This is a genomic window from Paraburkholderia bonniea (genome assembly GCF_009455625.1).
Classification (GTDB): Bacteria; Pseudomonadota; Gammaproteobacteria; order Burkholderiales; family Burkholderiaceae; genus Paraburkholderia; species Paraburkholderia bonniea.
Map to the genome: position 1 here is coordinate 324,433 of NZ_QPEQ01000001.1, position 22,685 is coordinate 347,117.

The window sequence follows — 22,685 nt, forward strand, 5'->3', positions numbered from 1 at the left end:
ATTGTTTGGATATTTGGTATGCAGAGCAATTATCCTTGTACGGTAGCAATAACTTATGGTCCAGCCATATGCCTTGGATTTTTTGCTGGAATATTTAATGTTTCTGAAGATATAAAGAGCCAATTGACACTGAATTTATATCCGAGTAGGGAAAAGCAAAAAATTTTTTGCCGTCATGTATATGTGTGCTTTTGTGGCAGGGGCTTGGTGCATTGCGCAGCCGCCACTTGCATCAGGAGCTTTGCGTCTAGTCACATCTAGTCGGTTGGGTATAGCCATAGGTGTGCCGGGGTATTTTGGTGGAAATACATGGTTTGGGCGATACTTATTTCGGTAGGGAGGTTTTATTTTTTTGACTCGGAAAATAAAAAGTGACAGTTTTAACACAAGAAGGCTTGAATGCTATTGTGGATAATGTGGCAAATAATTCCACAGAAATTATCGGCATTTCTTTAAAAGCGGTGCTGGATGTCATAGGGCTTTGAGTTTGTGCATGGGTACAATATGCCAACTCTCAATTTGCCAGTTTTATTGGAGCATTTAATCAAAGTATAAATGTGAGAGGTGTTTTTGTGAATTTTAAAATAAGTCAAAAAAATTTCTGGAAATTCAATTTTAGCTTTTTTGTTTCAATACCAATTTTTTTCTCTCTTTTATCCCCGGATCGGATGCCTAATGACCTGTTGGCACGACAGCTTTATACTGTGGGTCAAATTGTTCCGGTAATTAAAGCTTACTCAATGTTAACCGAGTTTCCCTTTGCTTTGACTCTTGGTTTGAGTAGTGCATATTGGAGCAGCATGATTGGAGCTGTGGTCATGTATGTTTTTTATGTTAGAGATGGAAAGGTCCGTGAGCGAATCGGAAAATCTGGGCGAGAATTAAAAGTGTACCCTTTTATAATTTTGGGGGTGCTTTTATTTTTGGCTGGAACTTCAGGCTCGCCATTGAATGTCGGTGCTGGAAAATGGCTGATTCTTGCGTTGAAATATAGAGTTGCCCTCGCGTTATTGTCTGGTGGAGTATTTGTGGCGTGCTGGATGACATGGTTGGGAATTTTTCTTGTTTTACATTGTTACCTAAGGAGTTTTTTCCATGGACGCAAATAAATCTGATTCGAATGGTGTAGTGGATATAACTATTTCAGATGGAGTAATTTCATTTATTGGAGAAAACTTTTCGGATATTTGGACGGCTGCAAGTGCTGGATTGGATCAAATATATGATCGTATAGTGAAAGATAAAAATATTACTGCGGGCGAATATGAAGTCTTGGGGCGAAAAATGTTGGGCACAGCCGACGACTTTGGTCGCAGGCTGCTTGATATAGCTCATCGAGCTTCCACAAAAGAAGAGCGGCTAATTGTTATACAGGTTGCGAAAACGGTTCTGGACAGCGTGATCACGCTACGTGTTCGTGGACGGGAAGCGATTGAAAATCATGGTCGAGCGCTCGCTATTGGTATGAGGGCAGCAGTAGCTCGCGCCGCATTGAATCGTGTTGGAATGCTGGTTGATGGTATTACGCTAGGGACAGACATTAAAAATGCCCGGCGAACTGGTGATTGGGGAAAGGTTGCAGAAACAATTGGAAGTATCGTTGGTTCGTTTCCTGCGGCATCTGCGGGAGCTAGTCTTTTTGCTGTGTTTGGTACTGCCTTGGCGACTGGGTTGGGCGTATCTCTTGCGGGTGTACCGCTTGCCATAGTGGTAGCAATTGGTGGCGCAGTAGGCGCTATCGCTGGTTCGGCAGTGGGTGCATATCTTGGCCGGCAGATTTGGAATGCCTTGGTTGGTCCGCTCCAAAGCATCACCGATTTCTTCAAAATTCTCGTCCCTAGCTTGGGCATGATCGACCCCCTAATCCTCGATCTAAACGGCGACGGCATCCACACCACCGGCGTGGACCAGTCCAGCGCCCATTTCGACTTCGCAGGCGAGGGCAGCCGCACCCACACCGGCTGGATCACCACCGGCGACGGTTTTCTCGTCCTTGACCGCAACAACAACGGCGCCATCGACACCGGCGCGGAACTCTTCAGCAACTTCACCAAACTCGCCAACGGCATGCTCGCCGCCAACGGTTTCGACGCGCTACGCGAATACGACAGCAATAAAGACGGCGTGATCGACCGCCACGATGCGATCTGGTCTTCACTAAAAATCTGGCGCGACGGCAACAGCGACGGCATGACCCAGCAGGGCGAACTGCTGACACTAGACCAGTCAGGCATCGTCGAAATCCGCTTAAGCAAGGACGGCACCATCCGCACGCTGGAAAACGGCAACATGGTGCGCGGCAAAGGCAGCTTCATACAGATCGTAGATGGCAAACATACCGAACGAGAAATGCTCGAAGTATGGTTTGGCCAGGACACGCTGCATCAAAAGTTCGACACGACGATTGCGTTACGCGGCGACGTGACTGCGTTACCAGACATCAACGGGGCGGGCAATGTGCGCGACCTGTGGCAGGCGGCGAGTATGGAGACGGCTGAGGGCGCGGCACTGCGCACGCTGCTCCGGCAGGTGGCCGCAGTAAAAACCACGACTGAACAGCATGCGCTGATCGAGTCGCTATTGAAGGCGTGGGTGGCGACGTCAAGCATGACGACCACGCAAACGATGGAAGCGGCTGGCCAGCGCCGGCTGGTGGGTGAAAACGCTACGCGAGAATGGGCAGGCCGTCTGACGGTGCTGGAAAAGATGGCGGGCACGATGCTGGACGCGCGCGGTGACGGCGTCGTGATACTGAGCCCCCAGCGTTTCCGGCAGATCCAGCGGGCATGGGAAACGCTGGTGCACTCGGTGTACGTGGCAGTGGCCTCGCAGACCACGTGGAAGCCGTATCTGGATGCGATCCGTTACCGGTTTGACGCAAACGGCCGGGTCAGCATGGATTTCAGCGGGATGGTGGCGTTGTTGCAGACAGCATCCGGGCGCGTCGGCACGATAGAAACGGCGCTGCTGATGACCGAATTGATCCGGCAGCACGGTGAGGGCTGGCGGGCGAACGGTTTCGCGCTGGAAGCGCATTTACAGCGCTACGTCGCCGCGCATGATTCGGCGGCGCTGCGTGCCGCGTTGGCGGCGGTGGGTGTGCATTACGGCGCGGGCGACGTCGAGGGTGGGGCTGGCGCGGATCTTCTGCTGGGCATCGCAGGCAGCACCCGATTGACGGGTGGCGCGGGTGATGACTTGTTGCTGGGCACTAGCGGCGATGAAAAGCTGAACGGCGGAACGGGCAGCGATCAGTATTTCTTTGGCCGCAACTCGGGCAACGACACGATCAATGATGAACATGACCTCTATGAAGACGACGTCGATGTACTGAACTTCGATGCGGATGTGCTTCCTGAAGACGTGATGGTGAAGCGGGATGGTTACAGTAACGATCTGCTGGTAACGATCAGGGGTGCGACGAATGTGCTGCGTATCAAGGATCAGCTGTACCAGTCTGGCGAGAAATTCATCAAAGCCATTGAGCAATTCAAGTTCGCTAATGGCACGATCTGGAGCAAGGATGAAGTCGCGCTGATGACGCTAAAAAGCACCTCAGGCAATGATGTGATTTATGGCTTCAACGGCAGCGACACTTACCTGTTCGGCCGTAACTCGGGCAACGACACCCTCTTTGAAGACTACGATTTCAGCGACAGGGACAAAGACGTTGTTCAATTCGATGCAGATGTTCTGCCCGAGGACGTGACGGTAAAGCGGGATGGCAGCACTGACGATCTGCTGGTAACGATCAGGGGTTCGGCAAACGTGTTGCGTATCAGCGAGCAGTTACGGCAGCTTGGTCAGACGTTCTACAAAGCCATCGAGCAATTCAAGTTCGCCAACGGCACGATCTGGAGCAAGGACGAAATCGCGCTGATGACGCTACAAGGCACCTCAGGTGACGACCTTCTCATAGGCTTCAACGGCGACGATCTAATGGACGGAGGCGCAGGCAACGACCGTCTCTATGGCGGCAACGGCAGCGACACCTACCTGTTCGGCCGTAACTCGGGCAACGACGTCATTGGCGAAGAATATGACTTCGACAAACGCTACAACGACGTCGTTCAGTTCGACACTGACGTCCTGCCAGAAGACGTGATGGTGAAGCGCGACGGCGAGAGCAACGACCTGCTGGTAACGATCAAAGGCGCAACAAACGTGCTGCGCATCAAGGACCAGTTACAGCAACACCGCGAGGAGTTCATCAAAGCCATTGAGCAATTCAAGTTCGCCAACGGCACAACCTGGAGCAAGGACGAAGTCGCGTTGATGACGCTACAAGGCACCCCAGGTGACGACCTTCTCATAGGCTTCAACGGCGACGATCTGATGGATGGCGGTGCAGGCAACGATCGTCTCTATGGCGGCAACGGCAGCGACACCTACCTGTTCGGCCGCAACTCGGGCAACGACGTCATTGGCGAAGAATATGACTTCGACAAACGCTACAACGACGTCGTGCAGTTCGACACTGACGTCCTGCCAGAAGATGTGATGGTGAAGCGCGACGGTGAAAGCAAGGACCTGCTGATAACGATCAAAGGCGCAACAAACGTGCTGCGTATCAAGGACCAGTTAGATCAACACCGCGAGGAGTTCATCAAAGCCATCGAACAATTCAAGTTCGCCAACGGCACAACCTGGAGCAAGAACGAAGTCGCGTTAATGACGCTAAAAAGCACCCCAGGTGACGACCTCTTAATCGGCTTCAACGGCGACGACACCCTCGACGGTGGCTCCGGCACCAACACCCTCGCAGGCGGCGCAGGCAACGACACCTACCTCCACGGCCGCCGCTCAGGCCATAACACGATTGAAGAAGGCTACGACTTCGACAAGCGCTACATCGACGTGGTGCGCTTCGACGCCGACATCCGTCCGCAGGACCTCACCGTCAGCCGCGAGCTATACACCAGCAACATCGTGATCAAGATTGACGGCTCGCATACCGAACTCAGAATCATCGATCAACTGGTCCAGCACAACGACGAGTACGTCAAAGGCATCGAACAGTTCGTCTTCGCGGACGGCACGATCTGGGACAAACAGACAATCGCCGAGAAATCCGCACGCACGCCGCAAATCAGAAGCCTGATGGGTTGGGCTGCAGGAGAGAACGCGCACCTGCACGATCCGATTGGCCACATGTGGAAGAAGTACTACGCGGCAGGCGGGAAGCGCGCAGGCGAAGAATCGTTTTATGCCGACGGCACTGCACCGCTGCCGTGGAGTTCGCGCAAGTCGTCGGGGATTGCCGAAGCCGCCGCCGACGCCTTACCCAAGTCCCCCGTTCTACCGGCCTACAGCAAAATTGAAAGAGACGCCGAAGCCATGTGTCAGGGACTATTGCGCGCGTATGCCACGCCATCGGCTGCCACTACCACCCGCGAACAACCGCGCGAAACAGCGCTCTTTGCACCACCGTTGATCGCATCGAATATCAGCTAACGCAATCACAGACAACCAAAGCAGGCGAGTTCTTTACACCGGATACGGTGGGCATCGTTCCGCACGTATCCGGCGTTTATATGAATTAGTTCAGCAATAACGTAGTCAGGCAGTAGAAAAAATGCACAACGAGACAACACCAGGCACCGCATCTGGCGGGGCTTCCAGGGGAAACCTTCCTCTATCAATTCAGCCCGGCTCACCACCTGATCCGTCATCTAACACCAAAGCCCATTACGATCACCGCGACGACACAGGGCTTTCCTGTCTTGTTGCTGTGGCCCGCTTTCACGGCGTTGCGGCGGATATTAACCAGATCGCCCACGAATTCAAAACCGGCATCAAACCCCTCGATTGCAAACAGCTTCTGCTCGCAGCCCGCTCGTTAGACCTAAGCGCGAGGCTGGTTAAAGCGCGCCGCTCGCGCATCAACCGCATCGCGCTCCCAGCCATCGCAGTCGCCAAAGACAACACGTTCTTTATCGTCACCGAACTTGATAAAGACGCCGCGCTGATTTATCAGCCCAGCATGTCCGATCAGGATTCGATTCCGTTTGACACCTTCTGGCAAGGTTGTGAAGGCAACCTGATTCTGTTCACCTCGCGCGCGACGATGCGTGACTCAATAGCGAAGTTCGATTTCAGCTGGTTTATCCCGGCGCTGATGAAGTACCGCACGCTGTTGACCGAAGTGTTGATCGTCTCGTTCTTCATCCAGATCCTCGCGCTCATCACACCGCTGTTCTTCCAGGTGGTGATGGACAAGGTGCTGGTGCATCGTGGCTTAACGACGCTCGATGTGATTACCGTCGGGCTATTTGTTGTCGTGCTGTTTGACGTCGCGCTCAACGCGCTGCGCAGCTATGTGTTTTCCCATACCACCAGCCGTATCGACGTCGAACTCGGTGCGCTGTTGTTTCGTCACCTGCTGAAGCTGCCCATCGCGTACTTTCAGGCACGGCGGGTGGGTGATTCGGTCGCGCGGATGCGCGAGCTGGAAAACATCAGGAGCTTTCTCACTGGCAACGCGATCACGCTAGTGATGGATCTGCTGTTCTCGGTCGTATTCATCGGCGTGATGCTGTATTACAGCGGCTGGTTGACGCTCATCGTGGTGATCTCATTGCCGTGCTACGTGATTTTGTCCGTTGCGTGCACGCCTGTTTTGCGGCGGCGTCTGGATGAAAAATTCGCGCGTGGCGCGGAGAATCAGGCGTTTCTGGTTGAAACCGTTAGTGGTATCGACACGGTGAAAACCATGGCCGTCGAGCCGCACTGGATTCGCAACTGGGAGAACCAACTGGCGGCATATATCGGCGCGAGCTTTCGGGCGGCGACTGTGGGCATCTGGGCAAGCGGTGGCGTCAACCTGATTAGCAAGCTGGTCACAGTCGCGTTGATGTGGGTGGGGGCCCGGCTGGTGATCGAAGGCAAGCTCACGGTGGGCCAGTTGATTGCGTTCAACATGCTTTCCGGCCAGGTGGCCGGGCCGATCATGCGGCTCGCGCAACTGTGGACTGATTTCCAGCAAACGGGTATTTCGGTCGCGCGTCTTGGCGACATCCTGAATGCTCCAACCGAAACGCAAGATGCGAAAACCTCGCTGCCACCACTAGTCGGAAAAATTGATCTGGATGACGTAGTTTTTCGCTATCGCCCGGATGGCCCGCCTGTTTTGAGCGGCCTGAATCTGTCGGTGAAGGCGGGCGAGGTATTGGGGATCGTGGGCCAGTCTGGTTCAGGAAAAAGCACGCTGGCGCGTTTGGTGCAGCGCATGTATGTGCCGGAGAGCGGCCGAGTGGCGATTGACGGCCATGATCTCGCGCTGGTCGATGCTGCTTCGCTGCGGCGTCAAGTTGGCGTGGTGCAGCAGGAAAACGTGCTGTTTAACCGCAGCATCCGCGACAACATCGCGCTGACTGATCCAGGTGCGCCGCTCAAAGAGGTGATGGAGGCCGCCGTCCTCGCCGGAGCACATGATTTCATCTCTGAGCTGCCGCAAGGCTATGACACGCTGGTCGGTGAACATGGTTCGACACTCTCGGGCGGGCAGCGGCAGCGCATCGCCATCGCGCGGGCGCTGATTAACAATCCGCGCATTCTCATCTTTGATGAAGCCACGAGTGCGCTCGATTATGAGTCTGAGCGCATCGTGCAGGACAACATGCGCTCGATCAGCAAAGACCGCACCGTGCTGGTCATCGCACACCGTCTGTCAGCCGTGCGTCACGCCGATCGCATCATCGTGCTGGAGCGCGGCAAGCTGGTTGAAGAAGGGCCTCACGCATACCTCATTACGACTGGCGGTCCGTATGCACGGCTGTGCAGCTTGCAGGAGGGTGGTTGAATCATGCGAATTTCTCTCTGGTTGAGCGCCGCACGCGAAATGTGCGGGCAGTATCGCCGTGTGCTGCGCGACGCATGGCACACACGCGACAAGAACCCGGTTCTGTGGAACCCGGACGAAGCTGAGTTTCTACCGGCTGCACTCGCGCTGGAACGCACGCCGGTTTCACCGTTGCCCCGGGTGGCGATGGGCATGCTGCTTGCCTTACTAGTGCTAGCCGTGCTGTGGGCGATCTTCGGCAAGATCGACATCGTGGCCACGGCTGACGGCAAGATTGTTCCCGATGGCCGTGCCAAGATCATTCAGTCAATCGAAACCGCGAAGGTCACCGCCATTCACGTGCGCGATGGGCAACTGGTGCAAGCCGGTGACGTCCTGCTTGAACTTGATTCGACTGCCTCAGCCGCAGACCGTTTGCGTCTGCGCGATGACTGGGCCGAAAGCTGGCTTGCCGCGATGCGTGCCCGGGCGGTGCTGGCGGGGATCGCGTCCGGCTCGACCCCGCAGCTTGAAGCGCCGCGCGCTGAAGATGACGTCCCGGCTGCGCTTGTGCCCAGCGCGGCACGTATCGCCCAGGAACAGCGTTTTCTCGAAGGTGAGCTGGGTGAGTTCCGCTCGAAGGTGGCTCGTCTGGATGCGGAGATCGCCCGTAACCGCGCCGAGCTGCAAACCGTGGGCGCGGTGATTAACCGGTTGCAGCAAACGCTAAAAATAGCGCGCAGCCGTGAGGGTGATTTGAATGATCTCGCGGCCAAAAACTATGTTTCCCGCCATGAGTATCTGGAGAAACAGCAAACACGGATTGAGCAGGAGGGCGAATTAGCCGCGCAAAAAAGCCGAACCGGAGAAATCCAGGCCGCGATGATGAGCGCCCGCCGCCAGCACGATGAACTAGTTGCGACCACTCGCCGCACGATGCTCGACAACCTGAACAGCGCAGCGCAAAAAGCCGCTGAACTGCGTCAGGAATTCATCAAGGCCGATGCGCACGACCGTTTTATGACGCTCAAGGCACCCGTCGATGGCGCGATTCAGCAACTTGCTGTGCACACCGTGGGCGGTGTCGTGACTGCCGCACAGCCGCTGATGGTGGTGGTGCCACGCGATCGCCCCGCTGAAATCGAAGCCTTCCTGGAGAACCGCGATGTTGGTTTTGTGCGGGCGGGGCAGAACGCAGCAGCCAAGATAGAAACGTTTTTGTATACGCGTTACGGCACGTTGCCAGCCGAAGTGCTCAGCGTGTCGCATGACGCCATCGAAGACGAAAAGCGCGGTTTGATTTACGCCGTGCGCCTGAAGCTGCCCCAAGCGACGATGCACATTGATGGAGAGGAAGTCGAGCTGACGCCGGGCATGGCCGCGAGCGTTGAAATCAAAACCGGCAAGCGCCGCCTGATCGAATACTTCATGAGCCCGCTGCTGACGCACGTCAATGAGAGCCTGCATGAACGCTAAGCTGATTCCCCGCTTGTTCTCTCGCGTGCTCTCCCGTTTGTTATTCCGCTGCCTGAGCGTGTCTTTGTTATGGGTTGCGGGTGGCGTGCACGCTGCGCTGTCTTTCGAGGAGTTTGATCCACTGGCCAGTGTTCACGAGCTTGCCGCACCGCCACCGTTTGCGCTGATGCCAGAGACAAGCGGCATCACTCCATGCAGCTTCGACTCTCCCGCTTCAGCCATCACGCTTGAAGAAGCCGCCGACCGCGCGTTGTGCCATCACCCGCAGACTCGCCGCGCCTGGGCCAGTGCCCAGGTTCAGGCTGCTCGCGTGGGACAGGCCCGGGGCGCGATGCTGCCGACACTCGCTGGCGTGCTAAACGGCTCGCTGAACCAGGCCACAACTTCAGCGGAAAGCCGCTGGACACCGAATTCGTCGTATCACGGCACCAGCCGCGCCGCTGAGCTTTCGCTGGAATGGGTCCTCTTCGATTTCGGTGCCCGTTCAGCCGAAGTGCGAAAAACCCAGGCGCTGCTGAATGCGGCGAATCACTCGTTGAATGCCGCGACGCTCGACGTGCTGTATACAACGGCGCGGGATTACATTGCCGTGCTCACCACGCAAGCCCAGGCGAGCGCAGCACGGCAAGCCGAGGACAACGCACAGCAAAGTCTGCAGGCAGCCGAGGCACGCATGACATCTGGCGTGGCCTCAGTGGCGGATGCGTTACAGGCACGCACCGCGTTTAACGAGGCGAAGCTCGCGCGAATCAAGGCGCAGACAGCCCTCGCGGAAGCACAGGGCGCACTGGCCATCGACATCGGGGTTGATCCCGGCACCCCGCTGCAACTGACTGAAACCCCGAGCCTCGCGCGCCAGCCCAAAGTTCAGTTGCAGACAATTGGCGCGTTGCTTGAAGAAGCGCGCACGCATCATCCAAAGCTGCTTGCCGCCCGAGCGGAATTAAATGCCGCAGAGGCATCGCTGGCGAGCGTGCGGGCTCAAGCGCTACCCAGCGTGAGACTTCAGGGCGGAGTCTCGAACAGCTATCGCCCGATGGCCAGCCAGGGAGAAAGTGGCAGCCTGACGACTCGCTCGCGCAGCCGCTACGTCGGGGTGCGGATCAACATTCCGCTTTTTGAAGGCTGGAGTTCGATGTACCGGAGCCGCGAAGCCCGAGCGCAGATACGTCTGCAACAAGCTGACATTGCCGGAACCGAGCAGCAGGTTGTCCTGAACATCTGGAAAAGTTATAACGCGGTCGATGCCGGGGTACAGACACTTCAGCAAGCCGAGGCCTTGCTAGAGAACGCGCTGCTGGCGTTTGCCGCCGCCAGGGCGCGTTACCACGCCGGAGTGGCGGGCATGACCGAGCTGTTGCGCGCACAAGACTCACTGGTGGAAGCGCGTCAGCAACGCATTGCCGCTGAAGCAGACTGGCAGGTGGCCCGCTTGAGTCTGGCCGCGAGCCTCGGGCAGTTGACACGTGCCAGCCTTGATGCCGACACCATCAGCGCAAGATAATCCGCATAAAAAACCCGCTGCAGCGCAGACATTGCAGCGGGTCATTGAGCCTGGTCAGTAAACCAGATAGCGCTCAGGTGATTTGATACGGGCTACTTAACTGCGCCAACCATGTAATCAACGGCGGCTTTGACATCGGCATCCGAGGCACCGGAGCCCCCTTTGGGCGGCATCGCACCTTTGCCATGCAGCGCGTAGTTATAGACCGTCTCCATAGGTTCTTTCAGACGCGGTGCCCACGCTGCTTTATCGCCGAACTTTGGCGCGTTGAGCACACCGGCCGCGTGGCACACCTGGCAAACTTGCTGATAGAGCGCCTTGCCCGCTTGCGCCGCATCCGCACTGTTGCTGGCAACGGCAGAGGGTGAGGGTGCCTGGGCCACATTGGCGATGGCCGCCATGGCTGCTGCCTGAGCACTTGACGCCCCCGCATCAGGGGCCGCGGCCGCAGTTGATTCAGTGTGCGGCGTAGCGGCGGGCACAGGAGGATCGGTAAATTTAGCGCCAGCGTTGTTTGCCATATAAACCACCGCGAGCCCGATTTCGTGATCGCTGTAGTCATCTGGGCTGGTACCGCCACGCGCGGGCATGGCCCCTTTTCCTGCGAGAGCCGTGCGCCACATCGTGTCGAAGCCCGACGCGAGATAAGGTGCCCAATCTGTTGCGCTGGTGAATTTGGGCGCACCCGCCGTGCCGGCCGTATGACAGGTGGCGCAGACAGCGTGATAAACCTGCTCGCCGGTTTTATAGACCGGCGGTGCGTTGGCATCACGCAGCGCAACCTGAGCTAGCGGCGCGATACGCTGAGAAACTTCCGCGTTTGACAGGCTGTCGGTACCTGCGCCGACCCGCGTCGAGTTATCGACGTAGTACGCGAGCAGCACGATGATGATGATGGGAATGGCAAAGCCCGCGATGATCGCAGCGACGAGCTGTGCAGGGGTTTTGATCGGCATTCCGTGTGGAGCTTCGCTCATGCTTGTCTCGTCTCCCGTGGGTATTGTGGCGAGCGGTTCAGCGTGACGGCAACGACCTGTTCGGCTTAGTGATGCGCTTTCTGGTTCTGGTGCTTTTTGGTGCTTTTTACTTTTGATTCTTGTAGCAGCGGGCTGAGTGATGCTGTAACTGAGGCTGTAACTGACTGCCGCTGGCCGCTCTCTGGCGAACTGCCGGGACGATTATAGACGGACGTTTGAGCGGCGGCGAGTGTGACGATTCGCTCTTCAGCAGGCGTTTACCCGCATTTCGCTGATCGTCTGGCTGGCTGCTAGCCGGAGATGGGGCGTGCCGCAGGGGGGCGGTGGACGAGTGCATTGAAACCGGGTATCCTTCCGGTCTCGCTGGGCGCTGCTTTCGTTGAGATCGCAGCGCCTTCGTGTTGAAGCGCCCGTAGCTCAATGGATAGAGTACTGCCCTCCGAAGGCAGGGGTTGCTGGTTCGATCCCAGCCGGGCGCACCAATAGCCGTAAGGCTTTCAGCGATTTCATCCGTTCCCGCTCCCATCGAATACACCTAAACTGCAGCTAACTTCGGTATAGCTGGCATTGTCATCGGCTGCACCCGCTGCGCCAGGTGATCGGTTGACAGGTGCGCATACCCCTGCACCATCTCTAGCGTTCCCCCCAAGCTCCTTGAGTACCTGTACCGGTGTGCCGTGCTGCACATCCAGCTTGCCCACGTGTGGCGCAGATCGTGCCAGCGGAAATCGCGGATACCTGCGTGGTTTAACGTCTTTTTCCATGCGGCGGTGACCGGCTTGCCGTGATATACGGACACGCTTTCGTGAGCTTAATGAGTGGCTTAGAGAAGAGATAAGCCGATTTAACGATTACGAGACTCCACTGATAACCACCCAAGAAAAAAACACGTTGCCGAACCGGAAATCGATTAAAAAAACCGCGTAACTACGCGGTTTTGCATCGCAAATGAGGAATCGCTTAAGCGTGCGATGCGTGCTCCAGTACCTCGTCAGCTCACGGGTTAATACTTTTTTCTGCTGCGGTTGCTGCGGTTGTTGCGATGCCAATAGCTGCATGCACATCAGGACGAATCCGCAGCATCAGCTTGCCTGATGCTGGTTTTTGCGCCGCACGCCCGGTTTTCGCACCGTCCTCAAGAGAGTGATCGACTGCCTGATGGAAATCGGTCGTTAGCTCAGTCACGGTCTCGCCGTGAAAGCTGATGCGATCTGCCACGGCCAGTACTTGATCTACGAAAATATTGTCGCGTGGATCAAACTCGACCCGCGCCAGATAACCTTTATTCCCGAGTCTGGAATTCGGCCTTTTCCCCCGTGGGCTCAAGGTCGTAGCGTAAGCCACCACAGCAGCAAAATCGCAGTCCCCTCCTCGCCCGTGGGCTTCGCTCGCGCTGTCGGCTTTGATGCGTCGAATTTGCCATGCGCCGAGTCCAAGCGGAAAGGAAAAAAACATCAATATCTATTAACAAAACTAACGAATAACAAAACGAACCGATTGCCCTTTGCAATATTCTTCATCCATGAAGCGCTTGCAGCCATGAACGATGTAGCAGACAGTTCGCGCACGCAATTGGCGTATCACTTACCGACGCGGTGCTTCATTCGTTAGTTAGTTAAAAAATCGAATTGGTAACCTCGAAAAACGCTGATTTGAAAGGTTATTTTGAAAGAAGCCGGACGAATCGAAATGGCGCGCTAAGAACAGAAAAAGTACTATTTAAAATTCAATCGTGGCAAGATAAATAATCTATAAGCCTTCCTATTGCCCGTGTCGGAAATATCTTAATCATCATGCTATCAATTAACTAATATTCGCAGTAAATCCTAAAAATAAATCGCCTCTTAAGATTCCATCTATCGCTATGGCCATCTTCGCATTGCAAATTAATTCAATCTCCATGCAGGCGCCGCTTGCCGATAATGACAGGGGATTTTCAATTGCCCGACTTTCAGTGCGGTTGGCTATGGGACGAAGAGCGCATCAAAAGTTTGATTGAGCTTACCCATTCAGTAATAGATTCGTTTTTCGGGGACAAGCTCAAAGCTCTTCCGCTCCTTTCATTCAGGTCTTGTTCTTCAGCCTTGTCACTCGTTACGCCATGCCTCTTGCCCTGCTCGATTATCTCGATACGCCAGCCTGGACTCGTCTGCGTCACTACATCGTCAAGCAACCACACGAGGATGGGAAGAACCGAAGCTATCTCGACCTCGACAAGATCAAGTCTGCTTCTCGTGAGCTTCAGGTGTTCGGTCTGTCTTGCCTAAAGCGTGATGAAGATCTGGTTCGGGAGCGTCGGCAGGAAACAAAAATTGTCACTAGCAGAATCAATCAATGGCTTGGATATTATCGGGATTCCTTGCGATTTCTTGATCTCGATGGCCTTGCCCAATTCGTCGGTACGCGCAAAACCTGGTTTGGACCGCAGAATGCGTTCTTGCCTCCTGGAAAGCTTGCCGCTGGCCGTATCCCGCTAGCCACCACCAGGACAAACGATCCCGCATGGAAAGACATCGAAGACGCCGCTGAACAAGCCGCCCAGGCTGCGTCCAGTGCGAATGCCGATGCTGCTCTCCCGTCTGGTGCACCGGTTCTGGTTTTGCTCGGGTACGAATATAAGAAGGACGAGAAGGATATCCAGCGTGTCGTTTGTGGTTTGCCGGCCATCCTCGATCCCGATACCGGTGAGCTGTCTGGTCAGCCGTTGCCGATCATCATCAACGCCCGCAATCTGTCCACCCCTGATCGTGAAGCTCGTGCGCCGCGCCTTGGGCGCATGCTTACCGCGACCGAAGAAGATGCGCTCGCAAGTGCCACTGCGGATATCGCGGAGGAGGACAAGAACAAAAACGAGGACGATGGCTCTACTGGTGAGTCAACTGATCCCGATGATCTTGCCGTCAACATTGAATCGGATACCGAAGTTTTGCCGAATAAACCTGCCGCCTCAAATTGGGCATTGTTCTGGGCGCGCATGAATGAAGAATTTCGCTGCTATCAGGATGAGGAGCCACGCGATCTGGTTGATCTGAGCTGGGAGAGTCCAGGCAGGCGGAATAACCGTCTGCAGTTTCTTGGTGTTGCGCCTTACACCGCTATCCCGCCCGCGAATCGCCGTCTGGTCTCGTTCGTGGACCAACTGCTCGATACGTCCGAGCCGCCTGCGTTGCTTGAACAGCTGATCGAGGCCACGTCACGCTTGCAGCATTCGCGTCCTAGTGTGCGCTGGAATTCGGGCGAAAGCCAAAATGCACGGGGGCGGCACACAGGTCACATGGGTGGCATCTTCGGTCTAGACCGGACGCAACGACTTGCGTTATGGCAAACGACGCTCGCCAGAGACGGTAACGCCATCGCAGTGTCAGGGCCACCAGGCACGGGCAAAACGTCGATGCTCCAGGGGGTGATTGCCACTTTCGTTGTCCAGTCTGTTCTCAATGAAAAGCCTTGCGTCGTGCTTGCTGCCAGTCAGACCAATCAGGCAACGACGAACATGATCAAGGCGTTCAGCGATGACGAGCGCCTGTACAAGCCGGAGGTGCCTGTCAGCATCGAACGCCGCTGGATCGACGGTTTTCCGGCGTATGGCTCCTTTTTCCCGTCTGCTTCAAAGCTCAAGAATTCGTCGGGCATTCCGTATCAACTCGTCAAGCGCGGCCGTTTGTACGATCCGGCACTCATCGTGTCTGGACTGGCAAAAATCGGCGGCGACGAGCACGGCTTGTCTATGGTCACAGCCGAAGAGATCCGGCCTTTCGTTGCTCAGTTTCGTGAATGCTTCGATGCCTGGCTTGCTGCGTTGGGTAAAACGACGGCGACAACCCCTGCGAAATACCTGCGTACCCGGGTCATGCAACTGGTCGGTGCGAAGGGGTTTCTTGGTGAGGCACTGGATCTTGCCGACCAGCTATATAGCGCGCTATCGCGTGCGGCTTTTACGGATCTTTACCGCGCCACCCAGCGTCGGACCCGTTTGTCACGCCCGCTACCGAAAGATCGTGCTGGCGAGATTCAGTCACTCTCATTCGATATCGAGCGCATGTCGAATACGAGTGCAAACATCAAGGCCTTGCTTGCCGCGCTCTTCAATCCTCCTGCTGAGACCTTGATTGATCGTCTGATCGAGAAAATCGTCCCTCGTACCTGGCGCGCGTCGTACACGCGTGAGCTTAATCTCCTCACGCGTTTGCGCCGGATCCTGATTGATCTTGATCCCGGCACGATCCCCGCCACGGACCGGATTGCGCTCGTTAAAGCGGGCGCTGAGCGGCTCGGCTCTCTGAGCGAGCAGATCAGTGCGCTGGAAGCGCGGCGTGCGCGATGGACCCGCTGGCAGAGCCTGCGCACTTTGGTTGAAAAGACTCGTCATGCCCAACTCGCTGGCCTTGCCGAACGCTTGGCCGACGCAGATCAGTTTTATGAAACGCTCAGTCATCTTGGGAAACTCGCGCGCAGGCATCGCGGTAAGGACTTCTCTGACGCGTTTACTGCGGGCTTTAAACAGCATCAGTCGTCGCCGTTTGACGGTACGCCGATATTCGCTCTTGGTAAAACGCTTCATACACTCCTGGGTGACGCTCGTCCTGACAATCCCGAGAGCCTTGAGAAGGTGCGTCATCAGATCGAATGTGTGCTCGATCTCACGCTGCGCTATGAAGCATTTCATCTCTCGATGCGCTATTGGGAAGCGCGCTGGTTAGAGGAGGCATCGAAGCCTCTGCCGGACAGGCCCGAGGATGAATTGCGTGTGGCGCTTGAACGTGCCGCGATGTTGTCGCCGGTGACGGTCGCTACGGTCCAGACAATTCCTGCGCTGGCGCTCTATCTCGATGCGAATACGAGCCCACGTTATCTAACGCAGCTTGCGGATTGGCTGATCGTTGATGAAGCGGGCCAGGTGCCGCCCCATCTTGCTGTGCCAATCGCGGGTCTGGCTCGCCGGGCGCTGGTGGTGGGTGACGTAGAGCAACTCGAACCTGTCGTCGAAGTCGATCGCCGTAGCAACCTCGACTTGCGCCATCGCCATGATCTCAACGCGTTGACGAACGTGCATGAGCGCGATCATCTGGATGTGGAGCGTGGCAACTTCATGGCGGTTACCCAGTACGCGGCGGCGCGGCACGAAGACGTTGAGCAGGGTCGCTTCGGCGTCATGCTCAAGTATCACTATCGTTGCCGCAAGACGATCATCGAGTTCTGCAATCAACTGGTTTATGGCGCGATTGATCCGCTCGTGCCGATGATTCCCGATGCCAAACGTTTTGCCCGCTCGCCGGAAGAGGCTGTGGCCGATGAGGAATTACTGCCGCCAATGGGTTTTGTCGCTGTAGTGGGCAGGCAGACGCCGTCGAACGATAGCCAGGTCAACCTCGCTGAGGTCGACGCCATCGTTGGTTGGTTCAAGGAAAATGGCGCTGCAATCGCCAGGCGCTACGGCAAGGTTGAGCGGGCCGTTGCCGTTATTGCACCGTATGGCGCGCAGGTTGCCCGCTTGCGTACCGAACTACGCAAACTGGGTTTAAACGTCCAGGACCCGAAGCAGCCCGCCAATGCCGCACCCGCTGAAACGGCCAGCGTTTCGCGCGAAAGTGCCGATGACACGATGGTGGTCGGCACGGTCCATTCTTTGCAAGGTGCCGAAAAAGAGGTGGTGATCTTCTCGGCCGTTAACGACGGAACAGGCAAGTCCGCGTTTATTGATCGCAAGAAATCCATGCTCAACGTCGCTGTGTCCCGAGCGAAGCACAGCTTCATCGCTTTCGGTCATCCCGATGTGATCCTGAAACGCGGCATGCTCCCGGGCGGGGTACTCGGCCGCTATCTACGCGAGCATGGCTGGAGGCTTTATCCGCGTGATCTTGTCGTGCTTGAAAGCCCGTCGAAGGTCCCGCTGGTGCAGCAAGCCTTTGGTCTTCTCGCTCAAGGTATTTCCACGGGGGGCCATTTGCGCGAAGTCGATATTCGCGCAGACGGCACGCCATCGTGGACGCCAAAGCCGAACGCCGAAACGCTGCTTGCTGCGTTGCAGGCATTTACCGGTTACGGCCCGCGCCACTACGACCAGATCTGGCTTGCCACAGACGACGACCGCGAAGGCGAGGCGATCGCCTGGCATGTGATGGATCTCGCGCGGAAATCGCTTCCCGATGTGGCTCAGTCCGTCTTCAGGCGCATGCGCTTCTATGCGATGTCGCCCGAGGCGATGCGAGAGGGAATGGCATTCGGTTCGATGGGGGTTGATCCGCAACGCGTGCGTGCCGCTCTTTCCCGTGCGATCGCGGACGCTTATATCGCACGTGAGATTGAAGCGGCCACGGGCACGCGCAGCGGCCGTGTTTCTTCCGCGTTGCTCGATGAAATTGATCATCTGGAGATCGAGCGCACTGCGCCGAGAAAGATCGAAGCCATTGACGTGTCGCTTCCTGAGCGCGATGGTCTGGTTCGCCTGGTACGTCTGGATAATGACGAGCCACTCGGCCAGGCTTGCGGCATTCCCGCTGCCGGGAACCTGTCGAGTCACACGGGAGTTGCTGCTGGAATGAGCGTTGAGGTCGAGGCAATTTCTCTTACGTGGGAAGAGCCAGATGCCCCTCAAACGACCACGGCCGAGGTGCTGCGCCGCCTCGTCGATGATTTGCATCTGGAACCCGCCCAGGCGATGGATGTCCTGCAGGTGCTTTACACCGGTGAGCCAGACGCTAGCCAATCTGAAGACGAAGTCGAAGTCGAAGGCACAGACAACGCATGAACGGTCTTGTCAGCTATCCCCGCACAGAGGGGACAACACTCGGCGATGTGCCTCGCGCTGCGTTTGCCAACCTGCCGGAGCCACTTCGCTCACGCGTCATTGCCCGTGAGCGCCACAGGCGTGATGCTTTTGCTGCCGCGAATCCTGGCAAGGAGTTTCTCGTGCGGGCCTATGTTTCCCCTGAGAAATTTGCCGAAGTGAGGGATGCGTTCATTCACGATGATGACGCGGCCCTGCGCGGGTTTCCTGAACCGGGTGCACAAGCTGGCAGCGTGCCGGTGTATTCGTTTGCGCTCGATTCCAGCGTTAATGAAACTTCTGAGGCTATGCGTAGCCTGTTTCGTTTTGATGATCCCAAGCGCAAAGGCGATGTGCACGAGCGTTTGCTCAATACGTTCCAGCACAACATTCGCTCAGCACAGGAACTCTCTGATGACACCGTGGTATGGCGCTTCATTGGCGCGAACTACACGCCGCAGAAAGATGGCCGCACTGCCTTTACCTGCAACAAGATAGGCGGTGACTTCTGGGGCATCGGGCCGATTCCTCACAGTGAAGCTCACTGGCGCTCGTCGTGCGCTATTCCCGGCACGTGGAATGGCGATGGCGGCTACGTTGCTTTCAGGCTGGGCGATTTGCCGATGCCTGTTCGCAGCATCTTTCGTGATGGGCTGTATGGGCAGACCGCGCCTCAATCAAGCATGGCACCTGGACATTACTTCCCTGGCGGTGCAGAACAATTGATCGTAGATGCACGCCGGTTAGATACCTCGCCTGAGGCCAAGACCTTCTTCGCTTTTATTCCGATCCAACGTTCGGCCTGGAATCAATCGTGAGCGCTCAAGCTCTTGCCCAAAGCGCGGACTCTTTGCGTGAGCACCTTGTCCTGCTGCAGTCTGCGCTCAAAGAGATGCAGCAGAACGAGGCGAAGCGTGCGATAGCCGCTGGATATTCACCGGCTTCGTTGTCAGTTGGGCCGCTGGATCAATGGATCTATGTGCTTGAGACGCACTTGCAGGCGTGTCCACCTGTGCCCCGAAACTGGAATGACACCGGCATGGTGGTTGCCTACGCGCGCTACCTGGATTTCCTAATCGACCAGATACACACCGATGCCCGGTACACCACTGAGATGGATTTTCGCTGGAGCAAGATTTGGCGCACGCAAGCCGAACCGGATTGGGAAGCGATGCTTAGCCTGGTTCAATATCTTCTCGATGCCGTGCCACGCGACCAGCGCCTTGAGCAGATTCGCACCGGTTTGCACGAGAACATCAGTCACATCCCACCCAAAGACTGAAGCTGATGGGTACGCTTAATCCACATCCCATGATCCTGCCGCACGTCGCGCGGGATGCCCCTGAGCTGGCGGCTTTCGATGCCACTACTCGTCGAGTGTTCACCGTGGTGTACGACATGATGGATGGCTACGCGAGTGAGCCGCCCGTCTGGCAAGTCACCCGTTATCTCGTAGCAGCAGGAAGCCTGCTCTTTGGTGCGGAATCGCGTTTGGCACTAGAACCTGGCTGGCGGGCTGTAGCGTCCCTTGCCCATATCTCATTGCCATCAACCGGCTTACCCTCGCCAGGGCCCGGTGAAATCCACCCGGGCGAGGCAACACTCGTCTGGCATGGCTATGCTGATGTCGCCCAGATGAAGCTGAGCCTTGGGGATTTCATCGTCCACATGGAGAAGGCTGGACTTGGACGCCCTTCGACTTATGCAAGGCACGCGCAGAATTTGCTGAAGACTGGGCTAATCGAAGGCTCGAATGATGTTCGCTTGTCCAGACGTGGACACAAGCTCCTTGCCGGAATTCGCGCAAGCTCAGCCGCGCGGTTCAACGCAGCGTTTTGCCGGAAGTTCCTTAACGACCTTGATGCCATCGAATCCGGTGCACTCTCCACGGCCAAAGCGCTTGCCGGATGGCTGTCCGTCGAGCACGCCAACCATGCAACTGACTGGCTAGATACCCTGCAGATCGAAGGCGATCTCGCCGCGCTCACCTACGAAGCGCGGGAAGGAGCAGATCGGTCCACGATCTTCTGGCCTGCCGGGGCACTTCCGGCGGAGCTTGATCCGGAACAAATGCTTGCTCAAGACTCACCCGAGCGCCAGATACGTCGTGAACTGAATGAAGATGCAGCGGATTGCTCGATGGACTGGTTGCAGATGTCAGTTGCAGAGCGTCGAGACAAACGCATTGATCTCTGCGCTGAGCGTGAGGGCATCGCAGCCGGTGAATGGCAAAAAAAGTACCAGTTCGATTTGCTTCAGCGCTGGCTGGTGGGATGGGTGATAGACGAGGTTTAAAACAATGCCGGGAAGGTCGAAGGATTTTGGTTGTTTTCAGGCCTCTCGATGCTAAACAGGCGCATCGTTTTTATAGCGCTTCTCGATCATGCTAGCTAGCCGGGCTTTAAGCTTTTGCTTAACTTAAGTTTTAAATGTGTCTAATTAAGCTAATTGATAAGAATGATAAAAATGCTTGGCTAGATGAATATTTCTTGCCTCGCGAACTGTCCGGAGGGAGCTTTAAGGCAGCGTGGAATTTAAGAGCGATCCCGGAAAATTTCTGCACTAATTCATAAAGCATCAAATCGCCTTTAAGGTTTGTAAACGTGTGATTTGCCAAGACTTAAATCCATCTATTTCTCCTTGAAAAACGCCGCGTGTCTCCTAGACTGAGCAGCAGTCCAGGATATCTCAAAAATATTAAGAAATTTGAATACATTGCATTGCACTTACGAGAGTTGTGTCGCGCTTGGTCGATTTAGAACTAGAAGTTGACTGAGGCATGAATGCCAGGTTCAAGCTGATAAAGATCATCGTGTGTCTAAGCTTTAGCTGATTCGCTTGCCAGGCATTAGCTTAAAAAGCGACCGGTCGAACAGATGCGCGGCATCAGCAGTAGCCGGTTAAATCCCGGTCATCTCTGCCTTAAAGAAGCCAATACATATCCTGCCATGATGAAGAAAGAAGAAAACTTTGTTTAACCGCTCCTTACTTGATGCAGGAGACATCGTATGCAACCGCAACGCACACTTTTAAAGCTGGCTCTCATCGCAAGTGCACTGTTGGGCGCTAGCACTGTGCAGGCCCAAACGACTGCAATGATTGACCAGGGACTAGGCACCTCAATCGGCAGCATTCACACCAATCCGGGTCAACCGGACGATACGGTGTTGCCCATTCCTGGCGGTCAGGTCGTCATGATTAATTCCAGTGGAACACGCACCGGGATCAGTGATTTCGGCAATGCCGCGCAGGGTCCGGTAAGCAGCGGTTATCTCGGGAGTGCGACTTGGGTGTCGTCTGGGCTGCTAGGTCTGGGTGGCAGCAGTCTGGCGGTCACCGATGCATTTGCCGGTACCAATGGACAGGGCGCTCTGTTTGCGGTGAACCCCAGTAGCGGACAGCGGACGCTTCTCAGCGATTTCGGCAATGTCTCGCAGGGCCCTGTGGGAAAGACCCCAGTTGGGGTCGCCTATGCCAGTGGGCTGTTGGGATTGGGTAGCAAGCTCTATGTCGTTGATAACAACGCGGGCACTGGCCACCATGGCGCGATCTTTGCGGTTGATCCGGCCACCGGGAAGCGAACTTTATTCAGCGATTTTGGTAACAGTGCACAAGGCGCGACAGGCGTGAATCCGATTGCCATTGCGGTGATGCCTGCGGGGGTATTGAGTGTGCTGGGCGTCAATGCGGGTCTGGTCGTGCTGGATGACGATGCGGGTACCACTGAAGCAGGCGCGGTCTTTGTCGTGAATCTCCAGGGGCAGCGCACTTTGCTCAGTGACTTTGGTAGCAGCGCGCAAGGCCAGCCGATTCATGGTGCGCAGGTGATCGCCGTGACGCCAACCTTGCTGGGCGCTTCGATTCTGGTGGCAGACGATCTTGGTGGTACGGACGAACAAGGTGCGCTATGGCGCATTGCCAGCAGTGGTACGCGCACGATGATCAGTGATTTTGGCAATAGTGTGCAGGGCCCTCAGGGGTTTGGCCCGAGCGGAATGACACCAACTGCTGATGGCAGTGGGAATGTCCTTGTGACAGCGGGCACTGGTACGGACGCTCCGTTTCAGGCACAGGTTTTCCTGGTCAAGCCGAATGGACAGCGGATGAGTTATAGCGATTGCTCTGTGACGGCCAAGGGGCCGTGCAGCCAACCCACAGCAATCACCCTGCGCTGATTCTGAC

12 protein-coding genes, 1 tRNA gene and 1 pseudogene are annotated in these 22,685 nt (G+C 56.1%); 11 read left to right on the forward strand and 3 right to left on the reverse strand.

The annotated features are described in order from the left end of the window. The first annotated feature begins 572 nt into the window (after nucleotides 1–572). The 5 genes from GH656_RS01405 to GH656_RS01425 all read left to right on the forward strand — a co-directional run bounded on the left by GH656_RS01405 (nucleotide 573) and on the right by GH656_RS01425 (nucleotide 10,760). Nucleotides 573–1,109, forward strand: coding sequence for a hypothetical protein (locus GH656_RS01405; protein WP_153074251.1), 537 nt, complete (start codon nucleotides 573–575; stop codon nucleotides 1,107–1,109). 739 nt (nucleotides 1,110–1,848) lie between these two features. Then, nucleotides 1,849–5,454: a calcium-binding protein gene (locus GH656_RS01410; protein WP_174769670.1), complete on the forward strand. Its 3,606-nt coding sequence runs from the start codon at nucleotides 1,849–1,851 to the stop codon at nucleotides 5,452–5,454. Between the two features lie 121 nt (nucleotides 5,455–5,575). Continuing rightward, nucleotides 5,576–7,801, forward strand: a complete 2,226-nt coding sequence (locus GH656_RS01415) for a type I secretion system permease/ATPase (protein ID WP_153074253.1) — start codon at nucleotides 5,576–5,578, stop codon at nucleotides 7,799–7,801. A 3-nt stretch (nucleotides 7,802–7,804) separates the two neighbouring features. Beyond that, complete coding sequence (locus GH656_RS01420; protein WP_153074254.1) at nucleotides 7,805–9,256, forward strand: HlyD family type I secretion periplasmic adaptor subunit; 1,452 nt, start codon at nucleotides 7,805–7,807, stop codon at nucleotides 9,254–9,256. Continuing rightward, nucleotides 9,246–10,760, forward strand: a complete 1,515-nt coding sequence (locus GH656_RS01425; protein ID WP_174769671.1) for a TolC family protein — start codon at nucleotides 9,246–9,248, stop codon at nucleotides 10,758–10,760. Before GH656_RS01420 ends, GH656_RS01425 begins: the two co-directional genes overlap by 11 nt. Nucleotides 10,761–10,852: 92 nt before the next feature. On the opposite strand, the gene GH656_RS01430 is transcribed toward GH656_RS01425, so the two are convergent. Further along, nucleotides 10,853–11,737 carry a c-type cytochrome gene (locus tag GH656_RS01430; protein ID WP_153074256.1) on the reverse strand — a complete coding sequence of 295 codons (885 nt, stop codon included), beginning with the start codon at nucleotides 11,735–11,737 and terminating at the stop codon, nucleotides 10,853–10,855. Between the two features lie 406 nt (nucleotides 11,738–12,143). Here GH656_RS01430 and GH656_RS01435 point away from each other — a divergent pair. Continuing rightward, a tRNA-Arg gene (locus GH656_RS01435) sits at nucleotides 12,144–12,219 on the forward strand. A 53-nt stretch (nucleotides 12,220–12,272) separates the two neighbouring features. On the opposite strand, the pseudogene GH656_RS17975 reads toward GH656_RS01435, so the two are convergent. Both GH656_RS17975 and GH656_RS01445 read right to left on the reverse strand, forming a co-directional pair. Continuing rightward, nucleotides 12,273–12,542 (reverse strand): annotated as a pseudogene (locus GH656_RS17975) (tyrosine-type recombinase/integrase); the annotation flags it as partial. Nucleotides 12,543–12,733: 191 nt separating this feature from the next. After that, a complete protein-coding gene (locus tag GH656_RS01445; RefSeq protein ID WP_153074258.1) occupies nucleotides 12,734–13,192 on the reverse strand; it encodes a type II toxin-antitoxin system HicB family antitoxin in 459 nt (152 codons plus the stop codon). Between the two features lie 646 nt (nucleotides 13,193–13,838). On the opposite strand from GH656_RS01445, the gene GH656_RS01450 reads away from it, so the two are divergent. The 5 genes from GH656_RS01450 to GH656_RS01470 all read left to right on the forward strand — a co-directional run bounded on the left by GH656_RS01450 (nucleotide 13,839) and on the right by GH656_RS01470 (nucleotide 22,678). Next, on the forward strand, nucleotides 13,839–18,485 hold the full coding sequence (locus GH656_RS01450) for an AAA domain-containing protein (RefSeq protein ID WP_153074259.1): 4,647 nt from the start codon (nucleotides 13,839–13,841) through the stop codon (nucleotides 18,483–18,485). Further along, nucleotides 18,482–19,321, forward strand: a complete 840-nt coding sequence (locus GH656_RS01455) for a hypothetical protein (protein ID WP_153074260.1) — start codon at nucleotides 18,482–18,484, stop codon at nucleotides 19,319–19,321. The genes GH656_RS01450 and GH656_RS01455 overlap by 4 nt, the downstream gene beginning before the upstream one ends. Next, entirely contained in the window at nucleotides 19,318–19,785 is a 468-nt protein-coding gene (locus GH656_RS01460) for a hypothetical protein (RefSeq protein WP_153074261.1), read from the forward strand. The genes GH656_RS01455 and GH656_RS01460 overlap by 4 nt, the downstream gene beginning before the upstream one ends. Nucleotides 19,786–19,790: 5 nt before the next feature. Beyond that, nucleotides 19,791–20,798 carry a DNA topoisomerase gene (locus GH656_RS01465; protein ID WP_153074262.1) on the forward strand — a complete coding sequence of 336 codons (1,008 nt, stop codon included), beginning with the start codon at nucleotides 19,791–19,793 and terminating at the stop codon, nucleotides 20,796–20,798. Between the two features lie 800 nt (nucleotides 20,799–21,598). Then, entirely contained in the window at nucleotides 21,599–22,678 is a 1,080-nt protein-coding gene (locus GH656_RS01470) for a hypothetical protein (RefSeq protein ID WP_153074263.1), read from the forward strand. The last annotated feature ends 7 nt before the right edge of the window (nucleotides 22,679–22,685 follow it).

Coding starts and splice junctions, on each gene's coding strand:
- GH656_RS01410 (WP_174769670.1), top strand. CDS start 1,849: ATGATCGACCCCCTAATCCTCGATCTAAACGGCGACGGCATCCACACC.
- GH656_RS01470 (WP_153074263.1), top strand. CDS start 21,599: ATGATTGACCAGGGACTAGGCACCTCAATCGGCAGCATTCACACCAAT.
- GH656_RS01420 (WP_153074254.1), top strand. CDS start 7,805: ATGCGAATTTCTCTCTGGTTGAGCGCCGCACGCGAAATGTGCGGGCAG.
- GH656_RS01430 (WP_153074256.1), bottom strand. CDS start 11,737: ATGAGCGAAGCTCCACACGGAATGCCGATCAAAACCCCTGCACAGCTC.
- GH656_RS01450 (WP_153074259.1), top strand. CDS start 13,839: ATGCCTCTTGCCCTGCTCGATTATCTCGATACGCCAGCCTGGACTCGT.
- GH656_RS01455 (WP_153074260.1), top strand. CDS start 18,482: ATGAACGGTCTTGTCAGCTATCCCCGCACAGAGGGGACAACACTCGGC.
- GH656_RS01425 (WP_174769671.1), top strand. CDS start 9,246: ATGAACGCTAAGCTGATTCCCCGCTTGTTCTCTCGCGTGCTCTCCCGT.
- GH656_RS01415 (WP_153074253.1), top strand. CDS start 5,576: ATGCACAACGAGACAACACCAGGCACCGCATCTGGCGGGGCTTCCAGG.
- GH656_RS01445 (WP_153074258.1), bottom strand. CDS start 13,192: ATGTTTTTTTCCTTTCCGCTTGGACTCGGCGCATGGCAAATTCGACGC.
- GH656_RS01465 (WP_153074262.1), top strand. CDS start 19,791: ATGGGTACGCTTAATCCACATCCCATGATCCTGCCGCACGTCGCGCGG.